Genomic DNA, 20,238 nt, shown 5'->3' on the forward strand with positions numbered 1-20,238 from the left:
CCCCATGTCAGGGTAGTTGTCTCCAGCCCCTTGGATGTTTTCAGTTAGAGGCGACAACTACCCTGACATGGGGGGTCAGGGTTTTAAACTCACAGAAAGTATTCGCCACGATGTCCCTGAACGCTTCCACGACGCTCTCAGCGCACTTATTGGGGAGTTTACGGATAATGACCTGCTTTGTGGCTTTGTCCACGACCGTCAGCAGGAATGACTTCTGGTCTTTGCCAAAAATCGTATCGATTTCAACATGCCCGGGAACCTGTTTGAGTTCAGCCTCAGCAGGCCTGTGCTCAATGCCAACCCTGTCCGGGATGGGCGTGCGTCCGGGCTCACCCGTATCATAGCGATAGCGTTTACCCCGGTGAGGGAGCTGAAGGTAAAGCTTACCGCCAGCCTGTCTGTCCGAACGGATATAGCGGTAGAGGGTATTTTTGCTGACGGCGATATCAAACTGGATTTTCAGTCTCCCACAGATAACCTCAGGGGAGGTATGTACAGCCAGCGCCTGCCGGAGAAAGTCTTGTGTCTGCTGGCCCAGAGGGAAACAGGCATTGTGTGCCGAGGTGGCGCCCCGCCGTTGTCTGGCTAAGGCATCAGCGCGTCTGGAGGAGTAAAGTCCGTTGAAAGCGGGGTCCGTATTACGCCTGAGCTCCCGGCTCAGCGTAGAGCGAGAGACATCCAGTTCTCTGGCAATGCAGGACTGATTAACGCCTTCAGCTTTTCGTTTTTCGATGTAAAAGCGCTCATGCTGAGTCAAATGTTTTCCCTTCATGCAACAGGGTCTCCGACAGGGTCAATACGGCTATTTTATCCGTACCTGACCGGTGGGTCACTTTGTTGCATTTCGTTTGGGAATTGGCGATGGTCTTGTTGATAAAAATAGTAGCAGTAAAAGTCATTATACTGGTGCAGGAATAAAAGTGGCTGTCGATAAGCAAGATGTCGTTGAGCACCAAAACACCCATATAAAGACGGGCACTTTCACACTCAAAAGTCATAAAGATACCCGCATGTTGGGTGCTGATGTCTCGGCAGATATCGCACTCGTTGATGTCGGTGGTGATCTCAATATAGAAAGCCGGAAAGATAAACAAGATATCACGGAGGTATTGGTCAATTTTGCCCTGAGTCATACAAATGATAAAAATAGCAGTGTGATCAGTAATCTATCGAAAATTGGCACCAAGCGCTTTGAGGGGGAAATTAAGAATGTGTTAACCAAGGGTATTAATAAAATGGGTACCGCATACAATAAAAAATTTCCGGCCAAAGATACCATGGGAGGTGTTAGTTTTAGCAAAGATAAGCAAACTGTAGCATTGCCGCCACTATCAAACAAAACTCACTCACGAAACCTCGCAGATAAGACGGCCCGTTTTCTTGGCGATAAATTTAAAACAGGATTAACCGGCCCTGCTGGATTCGCAGGCCATGCTAATTTAGATGTCAATATAGTTAAAAATGATGCCGTCGATCATCTGTCAGGTATTTTTGCGCAAAAAATCGCTGATATTAAGGTGTTAGGAAAAACGACATTGATCGCCGCTCAAATAAATAACGCGGAGAGTAAAGTTATTGCTAATATCAAAGAACTGCACGTGGGGAATATAAGTAATAGCTATCATCAGGGTGGTGGTGGTTTTAATCTTGCATCTACTATCCTGGGTGTCGCCCGTGGCACCCTCGCTGATGCAGATTCAGGGAAAAAGTTACTGATACGCGCACCCTATAATACTAACAAGAATAACAATATTCAGGGCGGAATTTTTAATTATTCAAGCGGAGAGTTTATTATGCCTGACGTCCCTGAGAGTAATTAGCGGTCGGTGATTTAATCTGCTGGCTCGTATTATAACAAAGGCACCTAAAGGTGCCTTTTCACTGATATACCCGCCGCCCTGTATTTTGCCGGGCGACGAGAATCGAGAATATAGATGTAGCTACCAATTACATCCGTTCTACCGTCTGAATACCTAAAGTATCCAGACCTTGCTTCAGTGTTTTTGCTGTCAGCATCGCCAGTTTTAGGCGGCTTTGGCGGATCTCTTCACTTTCTGCATTCAGGATCTGGCAGTGTTCGTAGAAGCTGGAGAACAAGCCTGCTAAATCATACAGGTATGAACACATCACATGTGGTGTGCCTTCACGGGCCACCGTGGTGATGACCTCTTCAAACTGCAACAGGCGGGTAGCCAGTGCTGCTTCACGGTCTTCAGTGATAACCAATGGCAATGTCAGGTTGCTTTCATCAATACCGGCACGCTTAAATACTGAAACCACGCGGGTATAAGCATATTGCATATAAGGCGCCGTGTTACCGTCCAGTGCCAGCATGTTATCCCAGTCGAAGATATAGTCAGTGGTGCGGCTCTTAGACAAGTCGGCATATTTCACCGCACCAATACCAACGGCGTCCACCACCTGCTTCAGTTCATCTGCGGGCATATCAGGATTTTTCTCGGCAATCAATTTGCCGGCACGCTCGATAGCTTCATCCAATAAATCGGCAAGCTTCACTGTACCGCCGGAGCGCGTCTTAAACGGTTTACCGTCTTTACCCAGCATCATGCCAAACATATGGTGCTCAAGGGGTACTGACTCAGGAACATAACCGGCTTTACGAACGATAGTCCAGGCCTGCATCAGATGCTGGTGCTGACGGGTATCGATGTAATACAGCACGCGGTCTGCGCCCAAGGTTTCATAGCGATATTTGGCACAAGCGATATCTGTGGTGGTGTAGAGGTAACCGCCATCCTTTTTCTGAATGATGACGCCCATTGGCTCACCATCTTTATTTTTATACTCATCCAGATACACCACGGTTGCGCCTTCGCTTTCCACCGCCAGCCCTTTGGCTTTCAGATCAGCAACAATACCCGGCAACATGGCGTTATACAGGCTTTCACCCATTACATCATCTTTGGTCAGTGTGACATTTAACCGATCGTAGGCAATCTGGTTTTGCGCCATGGTGATATCCACCAACTTGCGCCACATCTGACGGCAATACTCGTCACCGCCTTGCAGTTTCACTACATAAGCGCGGGCGCGTTGGGCAAACGCTTCATCTTCGTCATAGGTTTTCTTGGCTTGCTGATAGAAAAGCTCCAGATCCGATAAGCCCATATCACTGGCATTTTCGTTCTGCATCTTTTCCAAATAGGCAATCAACATGCCGAACTGGGTTCCCCAGTCACCCACGTGGTTAGCGCGAATAACATTGTGGCCCAGAAACTCTAAAGTGCGCACCGCTGCATCGCCGATGATGGTTGAACGCAGGTGGCCGACATGCATCTGTTTAGCCACGTTGGGTGCCGAGTAGTCAACCACGATAGTTTGCGGTTCTACCGGTGCAACACCGAGTTTCGGTGCCGTCAGCGCATGTTCTACTTTTTCTGCAACCCATTGGCGGTCCAGAAAAATATTGATAAAACCGGGGCCGGCAATCTCAACTTTGCTGGCAATGCCTGAAAGATCAAGCAGCTCGATGACTTTTTCTGCCAGTTGCCTTGGTTGCATGCCAAGTTTTTTGGCAACGGCCATTACACCATTAGCTTGATAATCGCCAAATTGAGCTTTAGCAGATTGGCGAACCTGAGCTTCGCTATCTGCTGGAGCACCTGCTGCAATCAGCGCCTGGCTGACTTTATCTGAGAGAAGAGCCTGAATATTCACCGGGTTACCTTAATTACGCACAAAAGACAGATTAATGACGCACAAGAAAATCTCTGTGCCAGTTAATTCAAACAATGCCAAAGCCTTTCACCACAAAAATGATGGGCGGCAGAGCCGTCTGGCAGAGGGTTAGTCACAAGATGGCAGGATTTATACCATATTTGACCCTCGGCGTCAGCATCAGGCCAGTGGTTGTCGCTAATCTCATGGCTAAATAGATTAACCGGTTATTTTATTAGCAATGGCGAATGCGAAAGAACAAAACGGTTAGATTAAATATGGCTGATTAGCGGTAATAACGGTAGATTATGGCCGCGTTACTGCCCGCAATAACAATTCAAAAGGAGAGCCGGATGCGTAGCCTGAAAGATATTGCCGAATTACAGGACTTATTTACTGACTTACCATGCTTTGAGCAAAAACTGGCTCGCTTCGCCACGCGATTGAATTTGGATTTAATGCAATTTAGCGCTGATCATATTTCGTTACGTTGCCACCAAGTCGAAACCGCGCAACGTTGGCGCAGTGGGTTAGCGCAGTGCGGTGATTTGATGTCCGAGACACTGATTAATGGTCGGGTGATTTACCTGTTCGACTTGGCTCAACCTCTGGTGGTCGGGCCATGGCTGATCGATTGCGTGGAATTACCCTATCCGGGGAAAACGCATTACCCCCATCAGGGATGGGAGCATATCGAGCTAGTCTTGCCAGGGGACCCACATACCTTGAGGTCACGTGCTCGTGCTTTATTGCCAGCCACATTACCGGAGGGTATCAGCGAGAAATTCAGTTCTCCACAAGGGGAACATGAGCGCTTAGCCAACCCGACACTGGCGGTGAGTGATGGTGAGATAACCATTAAGTTCCATCCCTATACTTTGCGGCAAATTATAGCCAGTGAGCGCAATATTTAACGTTAATGGGTTATTTATTTTGATAGCGACTTTCACTTATGGTTATCACTGTGACTGACATCTACTCATAGATTTAAAATGAGTGCCATAGTAAACGCTTAAGTATGTTTTATTAGTTTCTGTTTTTACTTGAGAGCGATCTTCGCTATTTATTCAACAGGTAAATTATTTAGTTCTTATTTATATGCCCGTAAGTAAGCGGGTATAAATACTGTCGCAGTGGCGTTCGTCAAACGGGAGAGAGAATGACTATATTGGAAATTTGTTGCTATAGCGTTGATTGCGCGCAGATAGCAGAAAAGGCAGGAGCCGACCGGATTGAATTGTGCTGCGGTCAGTCCGAAGGGGGCTTAACACCCAGCGTTGGTACATTAATGCAAGCCAATGAAACTGTTACTATTCCGGTGCATCCTATCGTAAGGCCTCGAGGTGGCGATTTTTGTTATAGCAATAATGATTTTGCAATCATCAAAAATGATATCGCGCGAATCCGTGATATGGGATTTGCGGGCGTAGTGGTTGGTGTACTGGATACCGACGGCCACATTGATATGCCACGGATGCGGGAGATAATGTCCATCAGTGGCCCATTGGCGGTCACTTTCCACCGGGCATTTGATATGTGCCAGAACCCAATGATTGCCTTACAGCAATTAACTGACCTGAATGTGGCGCGGATTTTAACCTCGGGCCAGCAGCCAAATGCTGAGCTGGGGTTGGCGTTATTAAAAGATTTGCTTGCTGCAACTCAGGATAAAGGGCCGGTTATCATGGCGGGCGCTGGGGTTCGTTTGACGAATATGCAAAAGTTTATTGATGCCGGTATCCGTGAGCTGCACAGCTCTGCCGGGCGGGCGGTCCCATCGACGATGAAATATCGCAAAGCGGGCGTCACTATGTGTGCTGACAGTGATGTTGATGAGTTTGCCCATTATTGTGTTGATGGTGATGTCGTTGAGGCAATGAAGAGTTTATTAGTGATGGGCCGCCCTCTTTCACAAAGTGCCTAGCTCTTTCAAGCGTGCTGCCAACCGTTGTACACTGCCCCGGCCAATTACGCCGGGGCTGCCTTATTATGGCTTACGCGCGATTAATACCGCTCGGAGGGGAGCAGGGTAGCCTTCTACCGTTTTACTCGGGTCATGTGGGTCAAGAAACTCGGCTAACGATTCGCTGGTCATCCAGTCAGTACGGCGTTGTTCATCGGTGGTGGTCAGCGCCATATCAGCGATCCTGACATCGACAAACCCACACTTTTCCAACCAGGCTTTCAATGCCGGTGCCGATGGAATGAAATATACGTTGCGCATCTGAGCGTAACGGTCACCCGGGACTAACACCTGTTGGCTATCGCCTGCAACGACTAAGGTTTCAAGTACCAGTTCACCGTCGCTGACCAACTGATTTTTGAGCTGATAAAGGTGGTCCAAAGGTGAGCGACGATGATACAGCACCCCCATCGAGAATACGGTATCAAAGGCTGCAAGTTCCGGCAGCTGTTCGATACCCAGTGGCAACACATGCGCTCGCTGATCCCCCCCTAGCAGTTTACGAATAGCTTCAAATTGGCATAAAAACAGCTGCATTGGGTCGATACCGACGGCCAGATGGGCACCTTCGCCAATCATGCGCCACAAATGATATCCACTACCACAACCGACATCCAAAATGCTACGGCCAGCCAGTGGGCTAATATGCGGTAACACCCGTTGCCATTTCCAGTCAGAACGCCATTCAGTATCAATATCCAGCCCATATAGCGAGAATGGGCCTTTGCGCCACGGCATCAGCGCACGCAACATATTCTCCATCCCTTCCCGCTGACCGGCAGAGATCGGGGGGGACATTTCGGCCCGTACACCGTCACGCAAATCCAAGGTGGTCGGTGTAAGTAACGGCAAATGCTCTACCGCATTAAACCAGGTTTTAAACTTGCCGTGTAACGACTCACGCTGCCAGGCACTGAGCTGAGCGGGCAGGGTATCTAACCATGGGCTTAACGGGCCTTTGGCAATCAGCCGGTAAAAATCGCCAAATTCAATCATTGCGCCTCTCCTGCTTTCAGGGCGATCAGAGAACCAAAGTTAAAGCATTGAAACCAGACTTCTGCGTGTTCAAAACCCGCCTGATGCAAGCGTTGTTTATGGGTTTCAACCGAGTCGGTTAACATGACGTTCTCCAGCATGCTGCGTTTCTGACTGATTTCCAGTTCGCTATAGCCATTAGCGCGCTTAAAATCGAGGTGCATATTGAACAGTAATTCGCCAATATCGTTATCTTCAAAATTGAATTTTTCGGATAACACCAGAGCACCTCCCGGGCGTAACCCTTGGTACACTTGGTTAAGTAGCCGCTGGCGATCTGCCGGTTCAAGGAATTGTAGGGTGAAGTTAAGCACCACCATGGAGGCATTTTCCAGCCGAATATCCAGAATATCGGACTCGACAACCTCCACCGGCGTTTCCGCCCGAAAAGCATCAAGATGGCGGCGACAACGTTCGACCATTGCCGGCGAGTTATCCACGGCAATAATTTTGCAACCTTCAGCCTTAATATTACGGCGCATTGACAGGGTGGCCGCACCCAGCGAGCAGCCGAGATCATAAATCTGGCTGTGAGGCTGCACAAAACGTTCCGCCAACATGCCTATCATCGAAATAATATTGGAATAACCAGGGACCGATCGCTGGATCATATCGGGGAACACTTCAGCAACTTTTTCGTCGAAGGTCCAGTCACCTAACTTGGCAATAGGGGCAGCAAATAGGCTGTCACGCAGTGGCTCGATAGCCCCAGCCGGATGGCGTTGTGCGTCGTTTTGAGATTGAGTGTCGCGATTTGGCATGACTGTCATTGGCATTAACAAGAAATTTAAGGTGCATATTATAACAGAAAACCAAACGCATTAGCGTGATAATGCGTGAGAAGAGGTCTGATAGACACAGATGAGCGTGAAGGCGGTAGTCAGCCGCCCAAACTAATAGAACTCCGGCGATGGGGACCTCGCAACGGAACAAGCGATAAGCCTATCAGGTCAGACTGAAAATCTGATCCCAAGGCAAGTAGTAAATATTAGCTATAACCATTAATACCAAAGAAACATAGGTGGCACTCATCCCGGAGCGACGCCAGCGAATTTCGCGATGGCGTAAACCATAATAATGTAGCAGGCGGCCAACTATCAGCATTAATCCACAGATATGGATCATCCACGTTTCAGCACCGTTCATCTCCATCATAATGAGCAAAATGACAGCAATAGGGATATATTCTACGGCGTTCCCATGTACCCGGATAGCGGTTTGTAATTCATAAAAACCGCCGTCGCCATAAGCTACCCGGTACTGGTTTCTCAATTTAACCACATCAAATGAAAGCTTTATCAATAACAGTGCGCCCAACACGACATAAAGCGAGCTAACCATTTTCAACTCCATTGCCCAACCATAGACTGGCGGAATAATGATAACCGCCTGTTGGGTCACTGTCGCTAGAAAAATCGATGGATTGTCATTTCTTGAGGTTCAGTTTAGTGTTTGGAAAGATGAGCTTAAAACAACGTCACTTGTTCAGGCCAGTCAGGTGCGGTTGCTAGCGTCGGTATGCGTGCTGCCAACTGTTGCCATAGCTTTTGTGCTTGCTGCGGCGAGTCACTGTTATCTGGTGTGTGAATGAATAAATAAGGCTGATATTGCTGTTCCCACTGTGGCAGCCTTTGTAACCATGGCGAAAATAGAGCCAAATTATCATCTATTTGGTCGCCACCAATAAATCGCACCAAGGGGTGACTGCCAGTGACGACGGCATGAACAGGGAGGCGGGGTTTCTTGCTTTGTGCATCCCGTACGGCCGCAGTTGCCGGTTTGGCGGCATGAATAGCGCGGCTATCTAATATTACCCGATTGATTGACCGTTGGTGCAAACCTTGATTGAGCGCCAACTCAGCAGCACCTTTGGCAAAAAACTCAGGATGACGCACTTCGACCCCATAATTGAAGCCTGCGGGCAATTTATCGAGAAATTGCCACAAATGGTTCAACGCATTAGGCCCAAATGCTGCGGGCAACTGTAACCACAACTGGCCAATGCGTTCATGCAGTGGAGCCAAACAGTGATAAAAAGCCTGTAGATCTTGCTCACATTCGCGCAAAGCCGCCTGATGGCTAATCGTCGAGGGGAATTTAAAGCAAAAGCGGAAACTGTCCGGCGTCATATCACGCCAGCGCTGTACTATTTCCAGCCGTGGCAATGCATAAAACGTGGTATTCCCTTCAACACAATTAAAGTAGCGGCTATAGTCAGCTAAATCCTTGATACCCAGCCGGTTCCAGGTTGGGTGTTGCCATTGCGGCAGTCCGATATACATATTTTACCCTTCTTACTTGGCGCTACAGCGTTGTTAGCTGCACTCATTCACCCGAATCACTGACTAATGTCAGCTCATCGGGATTCATTCATTTGCTGCCTAGCTGTAACACCAATTAATTTGGGTAAACTTTTCTTACTTGGCGCTACAGCGTTGTTAGCTGCACTCACTCACCCGAATCACTGACTAATGTCAGCTCATCGGGATTAATGAGCCTCATACTGAGGCTCACCCTGCGGGCTAGCATAAATGCTGTTCAAATCGATTCCCGACCGATTTGTCATTCATTTGCTGCCTAGCTGTAACACCAATTAATTTGGGTAAACTTTTATCACTTGGCGCTACAGCGTTGTTAGCTGCGCTGACGTTATAGCGTTACGCGTTAAGGGCCGCAAGAATTTCGCTACTGCTGCGCACGCGGGATATCCGCGGGAAAATATGGGTAAATGCGAACTGCTGCATCTCGCTGCTCGCCGTACTGCAACCATCTTCGGCAATCACCAACTCATAACCGTGCTCCCAAGCGGCACGAGCTGTTGATTCCACACCGATATTGGTGGCAATCCCCGCCAATACGATGGTCTTTATGCCGCGTCGGCGTAATTGTAAATCCAAATCTGTGCCGTAAAATGCGCCCCACTGGTGTTTAGTAATTTTGATATCTTGATCAGCCACCGCGAGTTGTTCTGGGAACGTCCACCATGAGTCTGGCAACCCACCCTCGGGGGCAGGGCTTGGCTGATCTACGGGCTGTTTTAGTGCCTCGGCGAAGGAGTCAGACCAACCCACTCGCACTAAAACCACCGGAGCACCCAGCAGGCGAAACTGCTTTGCCAATTGTGCGTTGGTGGCGATGACCTGTTCAGCCGTATAGGGGCCTTTGGCAAAAGGTAAGATCCCTTGTTGTAGGTCAATCAGTACCAGTGCGGTGGTTTTTGCATCAAGTTTCATTCTGTTACGCCTCAATATCATTATGCGAAAGTCTGGATGAGCGGTTCCACCTGCTGACCCGTTGTTGCTAGCATATGTTATCGGGCGGTCCTTGTGAGGGGATAAATTTGTTAAATGATGTGTTAAAACATCGCTGAAAGGGATTTTGTCATGCCTGAGCTGTGCGTTCGCTCTTATCTATACCATGAAATTCCTTTATAATGGCCCCCATTTTTCAAGACTCTTTAATCCAAAACACCTAAGAAAACAGTCGCACGGACAGTGCATAACGCGTGTGGCATCGGCTGAGTAAAAGGATATTGTATGCGTACTGAGTATTGCGGGCAGTTGAATCTGTCCCATGTGGGCCAAAGCGTTACACTTTGTGGTTGGGTTAACCGTCGTCGTGACCTCGGTGGTCTGATTTTTATTGATATGCGTGATCGCGAAGGCATCGTTCAGGTATTTTTCGATCCAGACCATAAAGCCGCTTTTGAACAGGCTTCAGAGTTGCGTAATGAGTTCTGTATCCAGATTACCGGCACCGTGCGTGCGCGCCCAGATAGCCAAATCAATAAAGATATGTCGACGGGGGAAGTGGAAATCTTTGCCAATGCGCTGAATATCATCAACCGTTCTGAGCCGTTGCCACTGGACTCTAATCAGACCAACACTGAAGAACAGCGTCTGAAGTATCGCTATTTGGATTTGCGTCGCCCGGAAATGGCCGACCGCCTGAAAACCCGTGCAAAAATCACCAGCTTTGTCCGTCGCTTTATGGACAGCCATGGTTTCCTCGATATTGAAACCCCAATGCTGACCAAGGCAACGCCAGAAGGTGCGCGTGACTATCTGGTGCCAAGCCGGGTACACAAAGGCAAGTTCTATGCATTGCCACAATCACCACAACTGTTTAAACAGTTGCTGATGATGTCTGGCTTTGACCGTTATTATCAGATCGTAAAATGCTTCCGTGATGAAGATTTGCGTGCTGACCGCCAGCCTGAATTCACCCAAATCGATGTTGAAACCTCTTTCATGACCGCCGATCAAGTGCGCGAAGTGATGGAGAGACTGGTGCGTGAATTGTGGCAGGAAACCAACGGTGTCGAGCTGGGTGATTTCCCGGTGATGACTTTTGCTGAAGCTATGCGTCGTTTCGGTTCTGATAAACCAGACCTGCGTAACCCAATGGAATTGGTGGATGTTGCGGATCTGGTTAAAGAGGTTGAGTTTAAAGTCTTCTCTGGCCCGGCAAATGATGTCAAAGGTCGTGTCGCTGCACTGCGTGTTCCCGGTGGCGCACAGGTTACCCGTAAGCAAATTGATGAGTACGGCCAGTTTGTCAACATCTATGGCGCGAAAGGCTTGGCATGGTTGAAAGTCAATGACCGTGCAGCCGGCGTTGAGGGTGTACAAAGCCCCATTGCGAAATTCCTCACTGCAGAGGTGCTGGAAGCCATTCTGGCTCGCACTCAGGCTGAAAGCGGCGATATCCTGTTCTTTGGTGCCGATAGCAACAAAATCGTCACTGACGCGATGGGTGCATTGCGTCTGAAAGTAGGTCGTGATCTGGAACTGACCAAACTGGGAACATGGGCGCCGCTGTGGGTGGTTGACTTCCCGATGTTTGAAGATGATAGCGAAGGCGGCCTAACGGCGATGCATCATCCGTTTACTGCACCAAAAGAGATGAGCCCAGAGCAATTGGCTGCGGCACCGACTACGGCTATCGCCAATGCGTACGATATGGTGATTAACGGTTATGAAGTAGGTGGCGGTTCCGTGCGTATTCACCGTACCGAAATGCAGCAACAGGTGTTTGGTATTCTGGGTATCAATGAACACGAGCAGCGTGAGAAATTTGGCTTCCTGCTGGACGCATTGAAATATGGCACACCACCACACGCAGGTCTGGCTTTCGGTCTGGATCGTCTGGTGATGCTGCTGACCGGTACTGATAACATTCGTGATGTCATTGCTTTCCCGAAAACCACTGCGGCGGCTTGTCTGATGACCGATGCGCCAAGCTTTGCTAATCCTGCTTCTCTGCAAGAGCTGTCAATCAGCGTAGTGGCGAAGAAAGGGGCAACAGACGTAGCGGAAGAAGAGAATAAGTAATGAATTATATATACCCAATAGATTTCAAGATGCAGGAAGGCGGCAAGCAAGAGAATCCCGGTGAGCTTACACCGGTAAGTGATTCGGATGATTGAGCGAAGCCAACACACTTGCAGTTTGAAAGATGACGGGTATAAGCGCCCAGAATCAATACTGGCGGTGATCTACGCCAGATCCAGTGGTCGGGTGTTGATGTTGCAACGGCGTGATGATCCTGATTTTTGGCAGTCGGTGACCGGCAGTCTGGAAGAGGGGGAAGCGCCGCGGCAAACCGCACAGCGCGAAGTAAAGGAAGAAGTCGGCATTGATATACTGGGTGAAAACCTTGATCTACTCGACTGCCTGCGTTGTGTGGAATTTGAACTCTTTGTGCATTTGCGCCGTCGCTATGCGCCGGGTGTTACGCGGAATAAAGAACATTGGTTCTGTCTGGCGTTACCCGAAGAGCGGGATGTGGTTATCACCGAACATCTTGCCTACCAGTGGTTAGATGCTGCAGATGCCGCAGCATTAACTAAATCCTGGAGTAATCAGCAAGCGATTGAAGAGTATGTTCTTTATTCAAGCTAGTATTTTTGGAGATACTTATTTATGGCAGGTCATAGTAAATGGGCCAACACAAAACACCGCAAAGCGGCACAGGATGCTAAGCGCGGTAAGATTTTCACTAAAATTATCCGTGAGCTGGTGACTGCGGCACGTCTGGGTGGTGGTGATCCCGGCGCAAACCCACGTTTACGTGCGGCCATCGATAAAGCGTTATCGAATAATATGACGCGTGACACCCTGAACCGCGCAATTGCCCGTGGTGTTGGTGGTGACGAAGATAACAATATGGAAACCATTATTTACGAAGGCTACGGACCTGGCGGCACTGCCGTGATGGTTGAATGTCTGAGTGATAACCGTAACCGTACCGTATCTGAAGTCCGCCATGCATTCACTAAGACCGGAGGTAATTTGGGAACCGATGGTTCTGTTTCCTATCTGTTTACCAAAAAAGGCGTCATTTCTTACGCACCAGGTCTGGCTGAAGATACCGTGATGGATGCGGCATTGGAAGCGGGTGCCGATGATATCGTGGTATATGATGACGGTGCTATTGATGTGTTCACTGCTTGGGAGTCATTGGGCGCGGTGAAAGATGCTTTGGATGCAGCGGGTCTGGTGGCTGAAGGTGCTGAAGTTGCGTTGATTCCATCAACCAAAGCGGATTTGGATGCAGAAACCGCACCAAAACTGCTGCGTTTGATCGATATGCTGGAAGATTCTGATGATGTGCAAGAGGTTTACCATAACGGTGAAATCTCTGATGAAGTGGCGGCAACATTGTAAAACAGCGTCATCTCATCCGGTTGTTCAATGAGTTATGTCATTCTCACTGGCCGCATTCTGTGGCCAGTGTTTTTAGAGGCACCCCCGGTATTGCACAGGTACGGTGCCTTTGCTCATTAATGTTACTCAACATAATATTAATGAGAAGCAATGCAGCGAATAAGGTAAAAAACTGGTATGGCGATCGTATTAGGCATCGATCCCGGTTCTCGTGTCACCGGTTATGGCGTTATTCGCCAGCAAGGCCGTCAGCTCACTTATCTGGGCAGCGGTTGTATCCGCACTGTTGTTGACGATATGCCTACTCGTCTGAAGCTAATTTATGCTGGTGTGACTGAAATTATCACTCAGTTCCAACCTGATTTTTTTGCTATTGAACAAGTGTTTATGGCGAAAAACCCGGATTCGGCGTTAAAGCTGGGGCAAGCACGCGGCGCTGCAATTGTTGCTGCGGTAAACCTGAATTTACCGGTTTCTGAATATGCAGCCCGCCAGGTAAAGCAAACTGTGGTGGGAACCGGGGCGGCAGAAAAAAGTCAGGTTCAACATATGGTGCGTTCACTGTTAAAACTGCCAGCGAATCCCCAGGCCGATGCGGCTGATGCATTAGCTATTGCGATAACCCATTGCCATCTTAGTCAAAATACCTTGCGATTGGGGAATGACCAAATGACATTGGCGCGTGGCAGAATTCGCTAACCCATTACCAGACGCGAACAGGTTAACAGTTATTGTTGGCTGGATATCCATCCAGCCTTTTTTATGCTATAAACAGCCATTATGTTTATACCCGACCGCGGGTAAACGAGGAGAGAGTCAACGTGATAGGGCGCCTCAGAGGTATCATTCTGGAAAAACAGCCACCGTTGGTGCTGTTGGAAACAAACGGTGTTGGCTATGAAGTCCAATTACCAATGACCTGCTTTTATGAGCTGCCGGACTTGGGGCAGGAAGCCATTATCTTTACCCAATTTATCGTGCGTGAAGATGCTCAGCTTTTGTATGGCTTTAATGATAAGCAGGAGCGGGCGCTGTTTCGCGAACTGATTAAAGTTAACGGTGTTGGTCCTAAACTGGCGCTGGCCATTCTCTCCGGCATGTCTGCGCAGCAATTTGTGGCCGCGGTTGAACGGGAAGACATTACCACTTTGGTTAAATTACCCGGTGTCGGCAAGAAGACGGCCGAACGGCTGGTGGTGGAAATGAAAGACCGCTTTAAAGGTCTGAATGGCGATCTGTTCAATAATACCGGCGATATTCAGTTGCCCGCCAGTTCATCGCAAACATCGGATGCCGATATTGAGGCGGAAGCTGCTTCGGCACTGGTTGCTTTGGGCTATAAACCACAGGAAGCCAGCCGTTTGGTGAGCAAAATTGCTAAACCGGGTGCTGACTGTGAAACCCTGATCCGCGACGCTCTGCGTTCCGCATTATAGAGTGAGTCATACAGGATGATTGAAGCAGACCGCCTGATATCGGCAGGTATTATCAGTGATGAAGAGAGCATTGATCGGGCTATCCGACCAAAGCTATTGGCAGAATATGTCGGGCAGCCCCACGTCCGCGAGCAAATGGAAATCTTCATTCAGGCGGCAAAACAGCGTGGCGACGCGCTTGATCATGTCCTGATTTTCGGCCCGCCAGGGCTGGGTAAAACCACATTGGCAAATATTGTTGCTAATGAGATGGGGGTGAACCTGCGAACTACCTCCGGCCCGGTCTTGGAAAAGGCCGGTGACTTAGCGGCGATGCTGACCAATCTTGAACCACACGATGTCCTGTTTATTGATGAAATCCATCGATTATCGCCGGTTGTAGAGGAGATCCTCTATCCGGCAATGGAAGATTATCAATTGGATATCATGATTGGTGAAGGCCCCGCCGCCCGTTCAATCAAACTTGATCTGCCGCCATTTACCCTGATTGGTGCCACCACTCGCGCCGGTTCATTGACCTCTCCACTGCGTGACAGGTTTGGTATTGTGCAACGCCTGGAATTTTATCAGGTGGCAGATTTAGAACATATTGTCGCGCGCAGTGCCAAGTGTATGGGGTTGGAACTGACGCCAGAAGGGGCTCATCAACTGGCGCGTCGTTCAAGAGGGACGCCACGTATCACTAACCGTCTGCTGCGCCGGGTGCGAGATTTTGCTGAGGTCAGAGCCGATGGCGCGATTAACGGCGATGTGGCGATGAAAGCGCTAGATATGCTTAATGTCGATGCCGAAGGGTTTGACTTTATGGACCGTAAGCTGTTGCTCGCCGTGATTGACAAGTTTATGGGCGGTCCGGTAGGGCTGGATAACTTGGCCGCCGCGATTGGCGAAGAGCGGGAAACGATTGAAGACGTACTGGAACCTTATTTGATCCAACAAGGTTTTATTCAACGCACACCACGTGGGCGAATTGCCACCAATCATGCTTACAAACATTTTGGGATTACCCGCGAAGAGTAAATTTTTTGATGCAGGGCTGAGCCAATGCCAGCCCTGATGGAGTGATAGTCAGGCGGTTGCTTGTTCGCCGACAGGTATGTTAATCATTCGATTAAGCCATGGAATGAGTAGCGCCATAACCAGTGCAATGGCCAGTGTGGCGATGCCAATTTTGCCAAAAACATCGGTATAGATAGGCAGTGTTTCGAGTGGGTCTGTTATCCCTTCTGGTGTCGCGGTAAAGGTGGCAACATAACCGCCAATCAGGAACGATGCGGCTTGCGTCAGGAACCACATCCCCAGAATAAAGCCCATCAGATATTGCGGTACCAGTGCCGCCACCATCGCTAAACCTAAAGCACTGATCATCAATTCCCCCAGGCTCTGGAATAAGTAAACCAGAACGATAAACCAAGGTGATGTCAGACCTTGTGCATCAGCAAACCACATCCCCGCGGCGGCCGCTGTCAGAAAACCCAGTGAACATAAAAACATACCTAAAGTAAATTTGGCCGGCATCGATAAGTCACGGTTTTTACTGCCCAGGCGGGTATAAATTGAGGCTAAAATCGGGCTGGCCACCACTACCCAGAATGGATTTAGTGCCTGGAAACTCACCGGATTGATAGTGAAACCAAGAATTTCATGATGAACATTATTGATGGCGAAGAAGTTGAGTGACGTCGGCATCTGTGCATACAGCACGTAGAAGACGATAGCTTCAATCATCAGAATAAAAGCGACATACATTTTATTGCGGCCTAATTTATCCTGCTTAAATGCTTCTTTGAAAAAGATAAATACCACAATCAACGATAAGACGATCAGCACCAGATTGGCAATCACCACATGGTTCATTAACCAAGCACAGAGACATATCATCACCGCACTACCAGCCAGTACCAGTAGCAAGTTTCGCCAATTTAACGGTTTAGCATCAGGCTCGGAACCGATATGACTCACCATATGGCGGCAGCAGAAATAGACCAACAAAGCAAAAATCAAACCAATACCGCACAAATAATAGGTCACGGTATAACCGAAGCGTTCGGCAATAACCGGAGCCAATGACAGTGAAATTAGGGAGCCGATATTGATCGACATGTAAAACAAGGTGAAGGCCCCATCAAGGCGTGGATCTTTGGGGAGATAGCATTTTGACAATAGGCTAGCCGGATTAGCTTTAAACAAACCATTACCGACAGCAATGGTCCCCAAAGCAAAGAAGATTAGATTTGGGTTATATAGTGATAAACCGGTAGCAAAGTATCCGAGAGCCAGCACGATAGCGCCTAATACCATGGTGCGTTTAGTGCCTAATAAATGGTCGCCGACATATCCACCAATCGAAATCAGGCCATAAACCAAAGCGGCAAAAGCCCCAAAAGTGACAAACGCTTGTTCCTGTGAAAACCCTAACTGCTTTACGAAGAAAACAGCAAGAATACCTTGAACACCGTAATAACCGAACCTCTCCCATAGTTCGACAAAGAAAATCATGAAGAATGGTTTGGGTTGCTGAAGTAAACCAGTGGGTGTGGATCTATCCATGAGAACCGCCTCTGCGGAATAATCATTCTGCGTAAATTGGGAGCATACAAGCCCATGCAGAAATGAAAGAGGTATCTGCATAACCATTATATTGCTCATTGATTTGAGTGATAGGCAGGGTATTACACTGCAATTTTATTGTATTTGTGGTTGATCACACTAATTAAAATATAAAATACAGAATTGATGATTGTTGGAATATTTAGCAATAGACGCTAATCGTGAACGAGGTTATTGCTATTAGTGGCGGGAGTTAATGGTTTGAGAACATTAATGGTAAGGGTGGATAGGGGGTTTATTACTCTAACCCCCCTTTAATCGAGCAATTATCCACGCGCCTTTTGTGACAGGCTGAGTACAAACATGACCGCCGCACAAAGTACCACTGAAGGCCCAGCGGGGGTGTCATAGAAAGCAGAGAATGTCAGACCACCGGTCACGGCAACAATACCGATACCGATGGCAATTCCAGCCATCTGTTCGGGGGTTCGGGCAAAACGACGAGCTGCCGCAGCAGGAATGATTAGCAGTGAGGTGATAATCAGCGCGCCAACAAACTTCATCGACAGCCCGATAGTCAGTGCGGTGACCAGCATTAGCAACATCCGTACCCGTTCTAGGTTGACCCCATCAACATGAGCCAGCTCCGGGCTAACCGTCATTGACAGCAGTGCCCGCCATTGCCAACACAGCACCGCTAACACCACAATAACACCTACGGCAATCAACCAGATATCACTCAGTGTTACGGAAAGCAGATCACCAAACAGATAGGCCATTAAATCGACCCGGACATTATGCATCAGACTCACGACCACCAGGCCCAGTGATAATGCGCTGTGAGCCATGATCCCCAGTAGCGTATCGACTGCTAACTGTGGGCGGCGTTCTAACCACACCAAAATCACGGCTAATACCATGGTCATTACAATCACGGCATAAAACGGATTCACATTTAGCAGTAAACCAAAAGCAACACCCAGTAAGGAGGCATGGGCCAGAGTATCACCAAAATAGGACATTCGACGCCAAACGACGAACGACCCCAGCGGGCCGGCCGCTGTTGCCAATAATACTCCTGCTAACCAGCCAGGTAGCAATAATTCAATCATGCCTCACGACTCCCGCTGTTCTTCAAAATAATCTTTCCGTGCAAATCGTGTCGATGATTATGGTGGTGGCGATAAACCGCTAGCTGCTCAGCGCCACGATTGCCAAACATGGCAATAAATTCAGGATGAGTGGAAACAACCTCTGGTGCACCAGAACAGCAGATATGTTGGTTAAGGCATAATACTTCATCAGTTTTGGCCATCACTAAATGCAAGTCATGGGAAACCATCATAACAGCACAGCCTAACTCTTTACGCAGTTGCTCGATTAAGTCGTATAGCGCTAATTGCCCATTAACATCAACACCTTGCGTTGGCTCATCCAGTACCAGTAACTGCGGTTTGTTCAGTAATGCACGGGCTAACAGCACGCGTTGGTTCTCACCGCCAGACAGTCTTTGCATGGGTTGGTCTAATAAATGTGCTGCATGCACACGCTTGAGTGCCGGCAGGATATCCGCCTTTTTGACACCCGGTTTCAAACGCATAAAACGGCTTACAGTGAGCGGTAATGTGGCATCCAAATGAAGTTTTTGCGGAACATAACCGATGCGTAAGCCCGGCTGACGGACAAGCGTGCCGCTGGTGGGAGGAATCAGCCCCAGTACCACGCGAACCAGCGTCGATTTACCGGCACCATTTGGCCCAAGCAGGGTGAGAATTCTTCCCGGTCGCAGTGAAAGGGAGATATCGTTCAGTACCCGCCGGCTACCAAAAGTGACGGATATATTATGTAGAGTTACCAATGTGGACATTATGATTACGTTTGCAGAACCGAGTGAATGTTATAATATTACGCTTTACCCAACAAAACGTCGAGAATTCGTATTATGTTACATAAAAAAAAATGGCTAAAGCGGGCAATGCTAGCCAGCGCAATTTTAATTGCCAACCCATTTAATATTGCCTCAGCGGCGGTCGTTACATCAGTACGGCCATTAGGTTTTATTGCCTCTGCCATTGCCGATGGGGTGTTACCAACGGAAGTATTATTGCCCGATGGTGCATCGCCACACGATTATGCGCTTCGTCCGTCGGATGTCCAGCGGTTACGCAGTGCCGAGCTGGTTATTTGGGTCGGACCAGAAATGGAAGCATTTTTAATAAAACCATTGACACAAGTTGCTGATAATAAAAAGATTGCACTGGCTGAGTTACCTTCAGTTACACCTTTATTGATCAAAGGTGACGAACATGATGAACATGAAGGTGAAACCGCAGGGCATGACCATGATCATGCTGAAGATAATCACAGTGACGAGCACCATCATGGCGAGAACAACATGCATATTTGGTTGTCGCCAACGATTGCGAAACAATCTGCAATCGCTATTCACGACAGATTATTGGAACTTATGCCACAAAATAAGGACAAATTAGATGCAAACCTGCGCCGATTCGAGGATCAACTAGCGCAAAACGAAAAAAATATTGCTACTATGTTGAAGCCTGCCCAAGGTAAGGGATATTTCGTCTTTCATGATGCCTATGGCTACTTTGAAAAACACTTTGGCTTGAGCCCGTTAGGGTATTTTACAGTCAATCCCGAAATACAGCCTGGTGCGCAGCGTTTACATCAAATTCGAACACAGTTGGTTGAGCATAAAGCGGTATGCGTTTTTGCTGAGCCACAATTCAGGCCGGCCGTCATTAATGCCGTTGCTAAAGGAACAAATGTGCGTTCAGGCACCTTGGATCCCTTGGGCAGCGGTATCGTATTAGGCAAGGACAGCTATGTGAACTTTTTGTCTCAGTTGTCGAACCAATACGTGAGCTGCCTGAAGTAAGATTAAAAG

At 48.4% G+C, this 20,238-nt stretch carries 20 protein-coding genes; 10 read left to right on the forward strand and 10 right to left on the reverse strand.

What is annotated here, in order from left to right; translation table 11 throughout:
• Positions 1–40 precede the first annotated feature (40 nt).
• Positions 41–772, reverse strand: a complete 732-nt coding sequence (locus tag ACWJJO_RS10135; RefSeq protein ID WP_481090992.1) for an IS30 family transposase — start codon at positions 770–772, stop codon at positions 41–43.
• Positions 773–824: 52 nt separating this feature from the next.
• Between ACWJJO_RS10135 and ACWJJO_RS10140 the strand changes: the two genes are divergently transcribed.
• A complete protein-coding gene (locus ACWJJO_RS10140; protein WP_481090993.1) occupies positions 825–1,820 on the forward strand; it encodes a hemagglutinin repeat-containing protein in 996 nt (331 codons plus the stop codon).
• A 127-nt stretch (positions 1,821–1,947) separates the two neighbouring features.
• On the opposite strand, the gene argS is transcribed toward ACWJJO_RS10140, so the two are convergent.
• A complete protein-coding gene (gene argS, locus ACWJJO_RS10145) occupies positions 1,948–3,678 on the reverse strand; it encodes an arginine--tRNA ligase (protein ID WP_083159009.1) in 1,731 nt (576 codons plus the stop codon).
• A gap of 353 nt (positions 3,679–4,031) precedes the next feature.
• Between argS and ACWJJO_RS10150 the strand changes: the two genes are divergently transcribed.
• Both ACWJJO_RS10150 and cutC read left to right on the forward strand, forming a co-directional pair.
• Positions 4,032–4,592 carry a VOC family protein gene (locus ACWJJO_RS10150; protein ID WP_083159008.1) on the forward strand — a complete coding sequence of 187 codons (561 nt, stop codon included), beginning with the start codon at positions 4,032–4,034 and terminating at the stop codon, positions 4,590–4,592.
• A 245-nt stretch (positions 4,593–4,837) separates the two neighbouring features.
• A complete protein-coding gene (gene cutC, locus ACWJJO_RS10155; protein ID WP_083159007.1) occupies positions 4,838–5,602 on the forward strand; it encodes a copper homeostasis protein CutC in 765 nt (254 codons plus the stop codon).
• Between the two features lie 63 nt (positions 5,603–5,665).
• On the opposite strand, the gene cmoB is transcribed toward cutC, so the two are convergent.
• The 5 genes from cmoB to ACWJJO_RS10180 form a co-directional block, all read right to left on the reverse strand.
• Entirely contained in the window at positions 5,666–6,637 is a 972-nt protein-coding gene (gene cmoB / locus ACWJJO_RS10160) for a tRNA 5-methoxyuridine(34)/uridine 5-oxyacetic acid(34) synthase CmoB (protein WP_420073092.1), read from the reverse strand.
• On the reverse strand, positions 6,634–7,437 hold the full coding sequence (cmoA, locus tag ACWJJO_RS10165) for a carboxy-S-adenosyl-L-methionine synthase CmoA (RefSeq protein ID WP_102970419.1): 804 nt from the start codon (positions 7,435–7,437) through the stop codon (positions 6,634–6,636). Before cmoA ends, cmoB begins: the two co-directional genes overlap by 4 nt.
• 184 nt (positions 7,438–7,621) lie before the next feature.
• Positions 7,622–8,017, reverse strand: coding sequence for an MAPEG family protein (locus ACWJJO_RS10170; protein ID WP_083163679.1), 396 nt, complete (start codon positions 8,015–8,017; stop codon positions 7,622–7,624).
• A gap of 125 nt (positions 8,018–8,142) precedes the next feature.
• Positions 8,143–8,958 carry a DUF72 domain-containing protein gene (locus tag ACWJJO_RS10175; RefSeq protein WP_083159006.1) on the reverse strand — a complete coding sequence of 272 codons (816 nt, stop codon included), beginning with the start codon at positions 8,956–8,958 and terminating at the stop codon, positions 8,143–8,145.
• 375 nt (positions 8,959–9,333) lie between these two features.
• Positions 9,334–9,909, reverse strand: coding sequence for a hydrolase (locus tag ACWJJO_RS10180; RefSeq protein ID WP_372558917.1), 576 nt, complete (start codon positions 9,907–9,909; stop codon positions 9,334–9,336).
• 303 nt (positions 9,910–10,212) lie between these two features.
• On the opposite strand from ACWJJO_RS10180, the gene aspS reads away from it, so the two are divergent.
• The 6 genes from aspS to ruvB all read left to right on the forward strand — a co-directional run bounded on the left by aspS (position 10,213) and on the right by ruvB (position 15,800).
• Positions 10,213–12,009: an aspartate--tRNA ligase gene (gene aspS, locus ACWJJO_RS10185; protein ID WP_083159004.1), complete on the forward strand. Its 1,797-nt coding sequence runs from the start codon at positions 10,213–10,215 to the stop codon at positions 12,007–12,009.
• 87 nt (positions 12,010–12,096) lie between these two features.
• Entirely contained in the window at positions 12,097–12,579 is a 483-nt protein-coding gene (gene nudB, locus ACWJJO_RS10190; protein WP_102970418.1) for a dihydroneopterin triphosphate diphosphatase, read from the forward strand.
• Between the two features lie 21 nt (positions 12,580–12,600).
• The gene (locus tag ACWJJO_RS10195) at positions 12,601–13,344 is read left to right on the forward strand and encodes a YebC/PmpR family DNA-binding transcriptional regulator (protein ID WP_083159003.1); all 744 of its coding nucleotides are present in this window, start codon (positions 12,601–12,603) and stop codon (positions 13,342–13,344) included.
• Positions 13,345–13,521: 177 nt separating this feature from the next.
• The gene (ruvC, locus tag ACWJJO_RS10200; protein ID WP_005185237.1) at positions 13,522–14,043 is read left to right on the forward strand and encodes a crossover junction endodeoxyribonuclease RuvC; all 522 of its coding nucleotides are present in this window, start codon (positions 13,522–13,524) and stop codon (positions 14,041–14,043) included.
• Positions 14,044–14,165: 122 nt separating this feature from the next.
• Positions 14,166–14,780, forward strand: a complete 615-nt coding sequence (gene ruvA, locus ACWJJO_RS10205) for a Holliday junction branch migration protein RuvA (protein ID WP_083159002.1) — start codon at positions 14,166–14,168, stop codon at positions 14,778–14,780.
• Positions 14,781–14,795: 15 nt separating this feature from the next.
• Positions 14,796–15,800, forward strand: coding sequence for a Holliday junction branch migration DNA helicase RuvB (ruvB, locus tag ACWJJO_RS10210; protein WP_083159001.1), 1,005 nt, complete (start codon positions 14,796–14,798; stop codon positions 15,798–15,800).
• Between the two features lie 48 nt (positions 15,801–15,848).
• Here the strand turns inward: ruvB and dtpB are convergent, their stop codons facing one another.
• From dtpB to znuC, 3 genes are all read right to left on the reverse strand, one after another.
• Entirely contained in the window at positions 15,849–17,330 is a 1,482-nt protein-coding gene (gene dtpB / locus ACWJJO_RS10215) for a dipeptide/tripeptide permease DtpB (RefSeq protein ID WP_083159000.1), read from the reverse strand.
• Positions 17,331–17,656: 326 nt separating this feature from the next.
• Complete coding sequence (gene znuB / locus ACWJJO_RS10220; protein ID WP_083158999.1) at positions 17,657–18,442, reverse strand: zinc ABC transporter permease subunit ZnuB; 786 nt, start codon at positions 18,440–18,442, stop codon at positions 17,657–17,659.
• Complete coding sequence (znuC, locus tag ACWJJO_RS10225; protein WP_083158998.1) at positions 18,439–19,197, reverse strand: zinc ABC transporter ATP-binding protein ZnuC; 759 nt, start codon at positions 19,195–19,197, stop codon at positions 18,439–18,441. Before znuC ends, znuB begins: the two co-directional genes overlap by 4 nt.
• Before the next feature lie 75 nt (positions 19,198–19,272).
• Between znuC and znuA the strand changes: the two genes are divergently transcribed.
• Complete coding sequence (znuA, locus tag ACWJJO_RS10230) at positions 19,273–20,229, forward strand: zinc ABC transporter substrate-binding protein ZnuA (RefSeq protein WP_481090994.1); 957 nt, start codon at positions 19,273–19,275, stop codon at positions 20,227–20,229.
• Positions 20,230–20,238: the final 9 nt, after the last annotated feature.

Source organism: Yersinia antarctica (genome assembly GCF_056636475.1).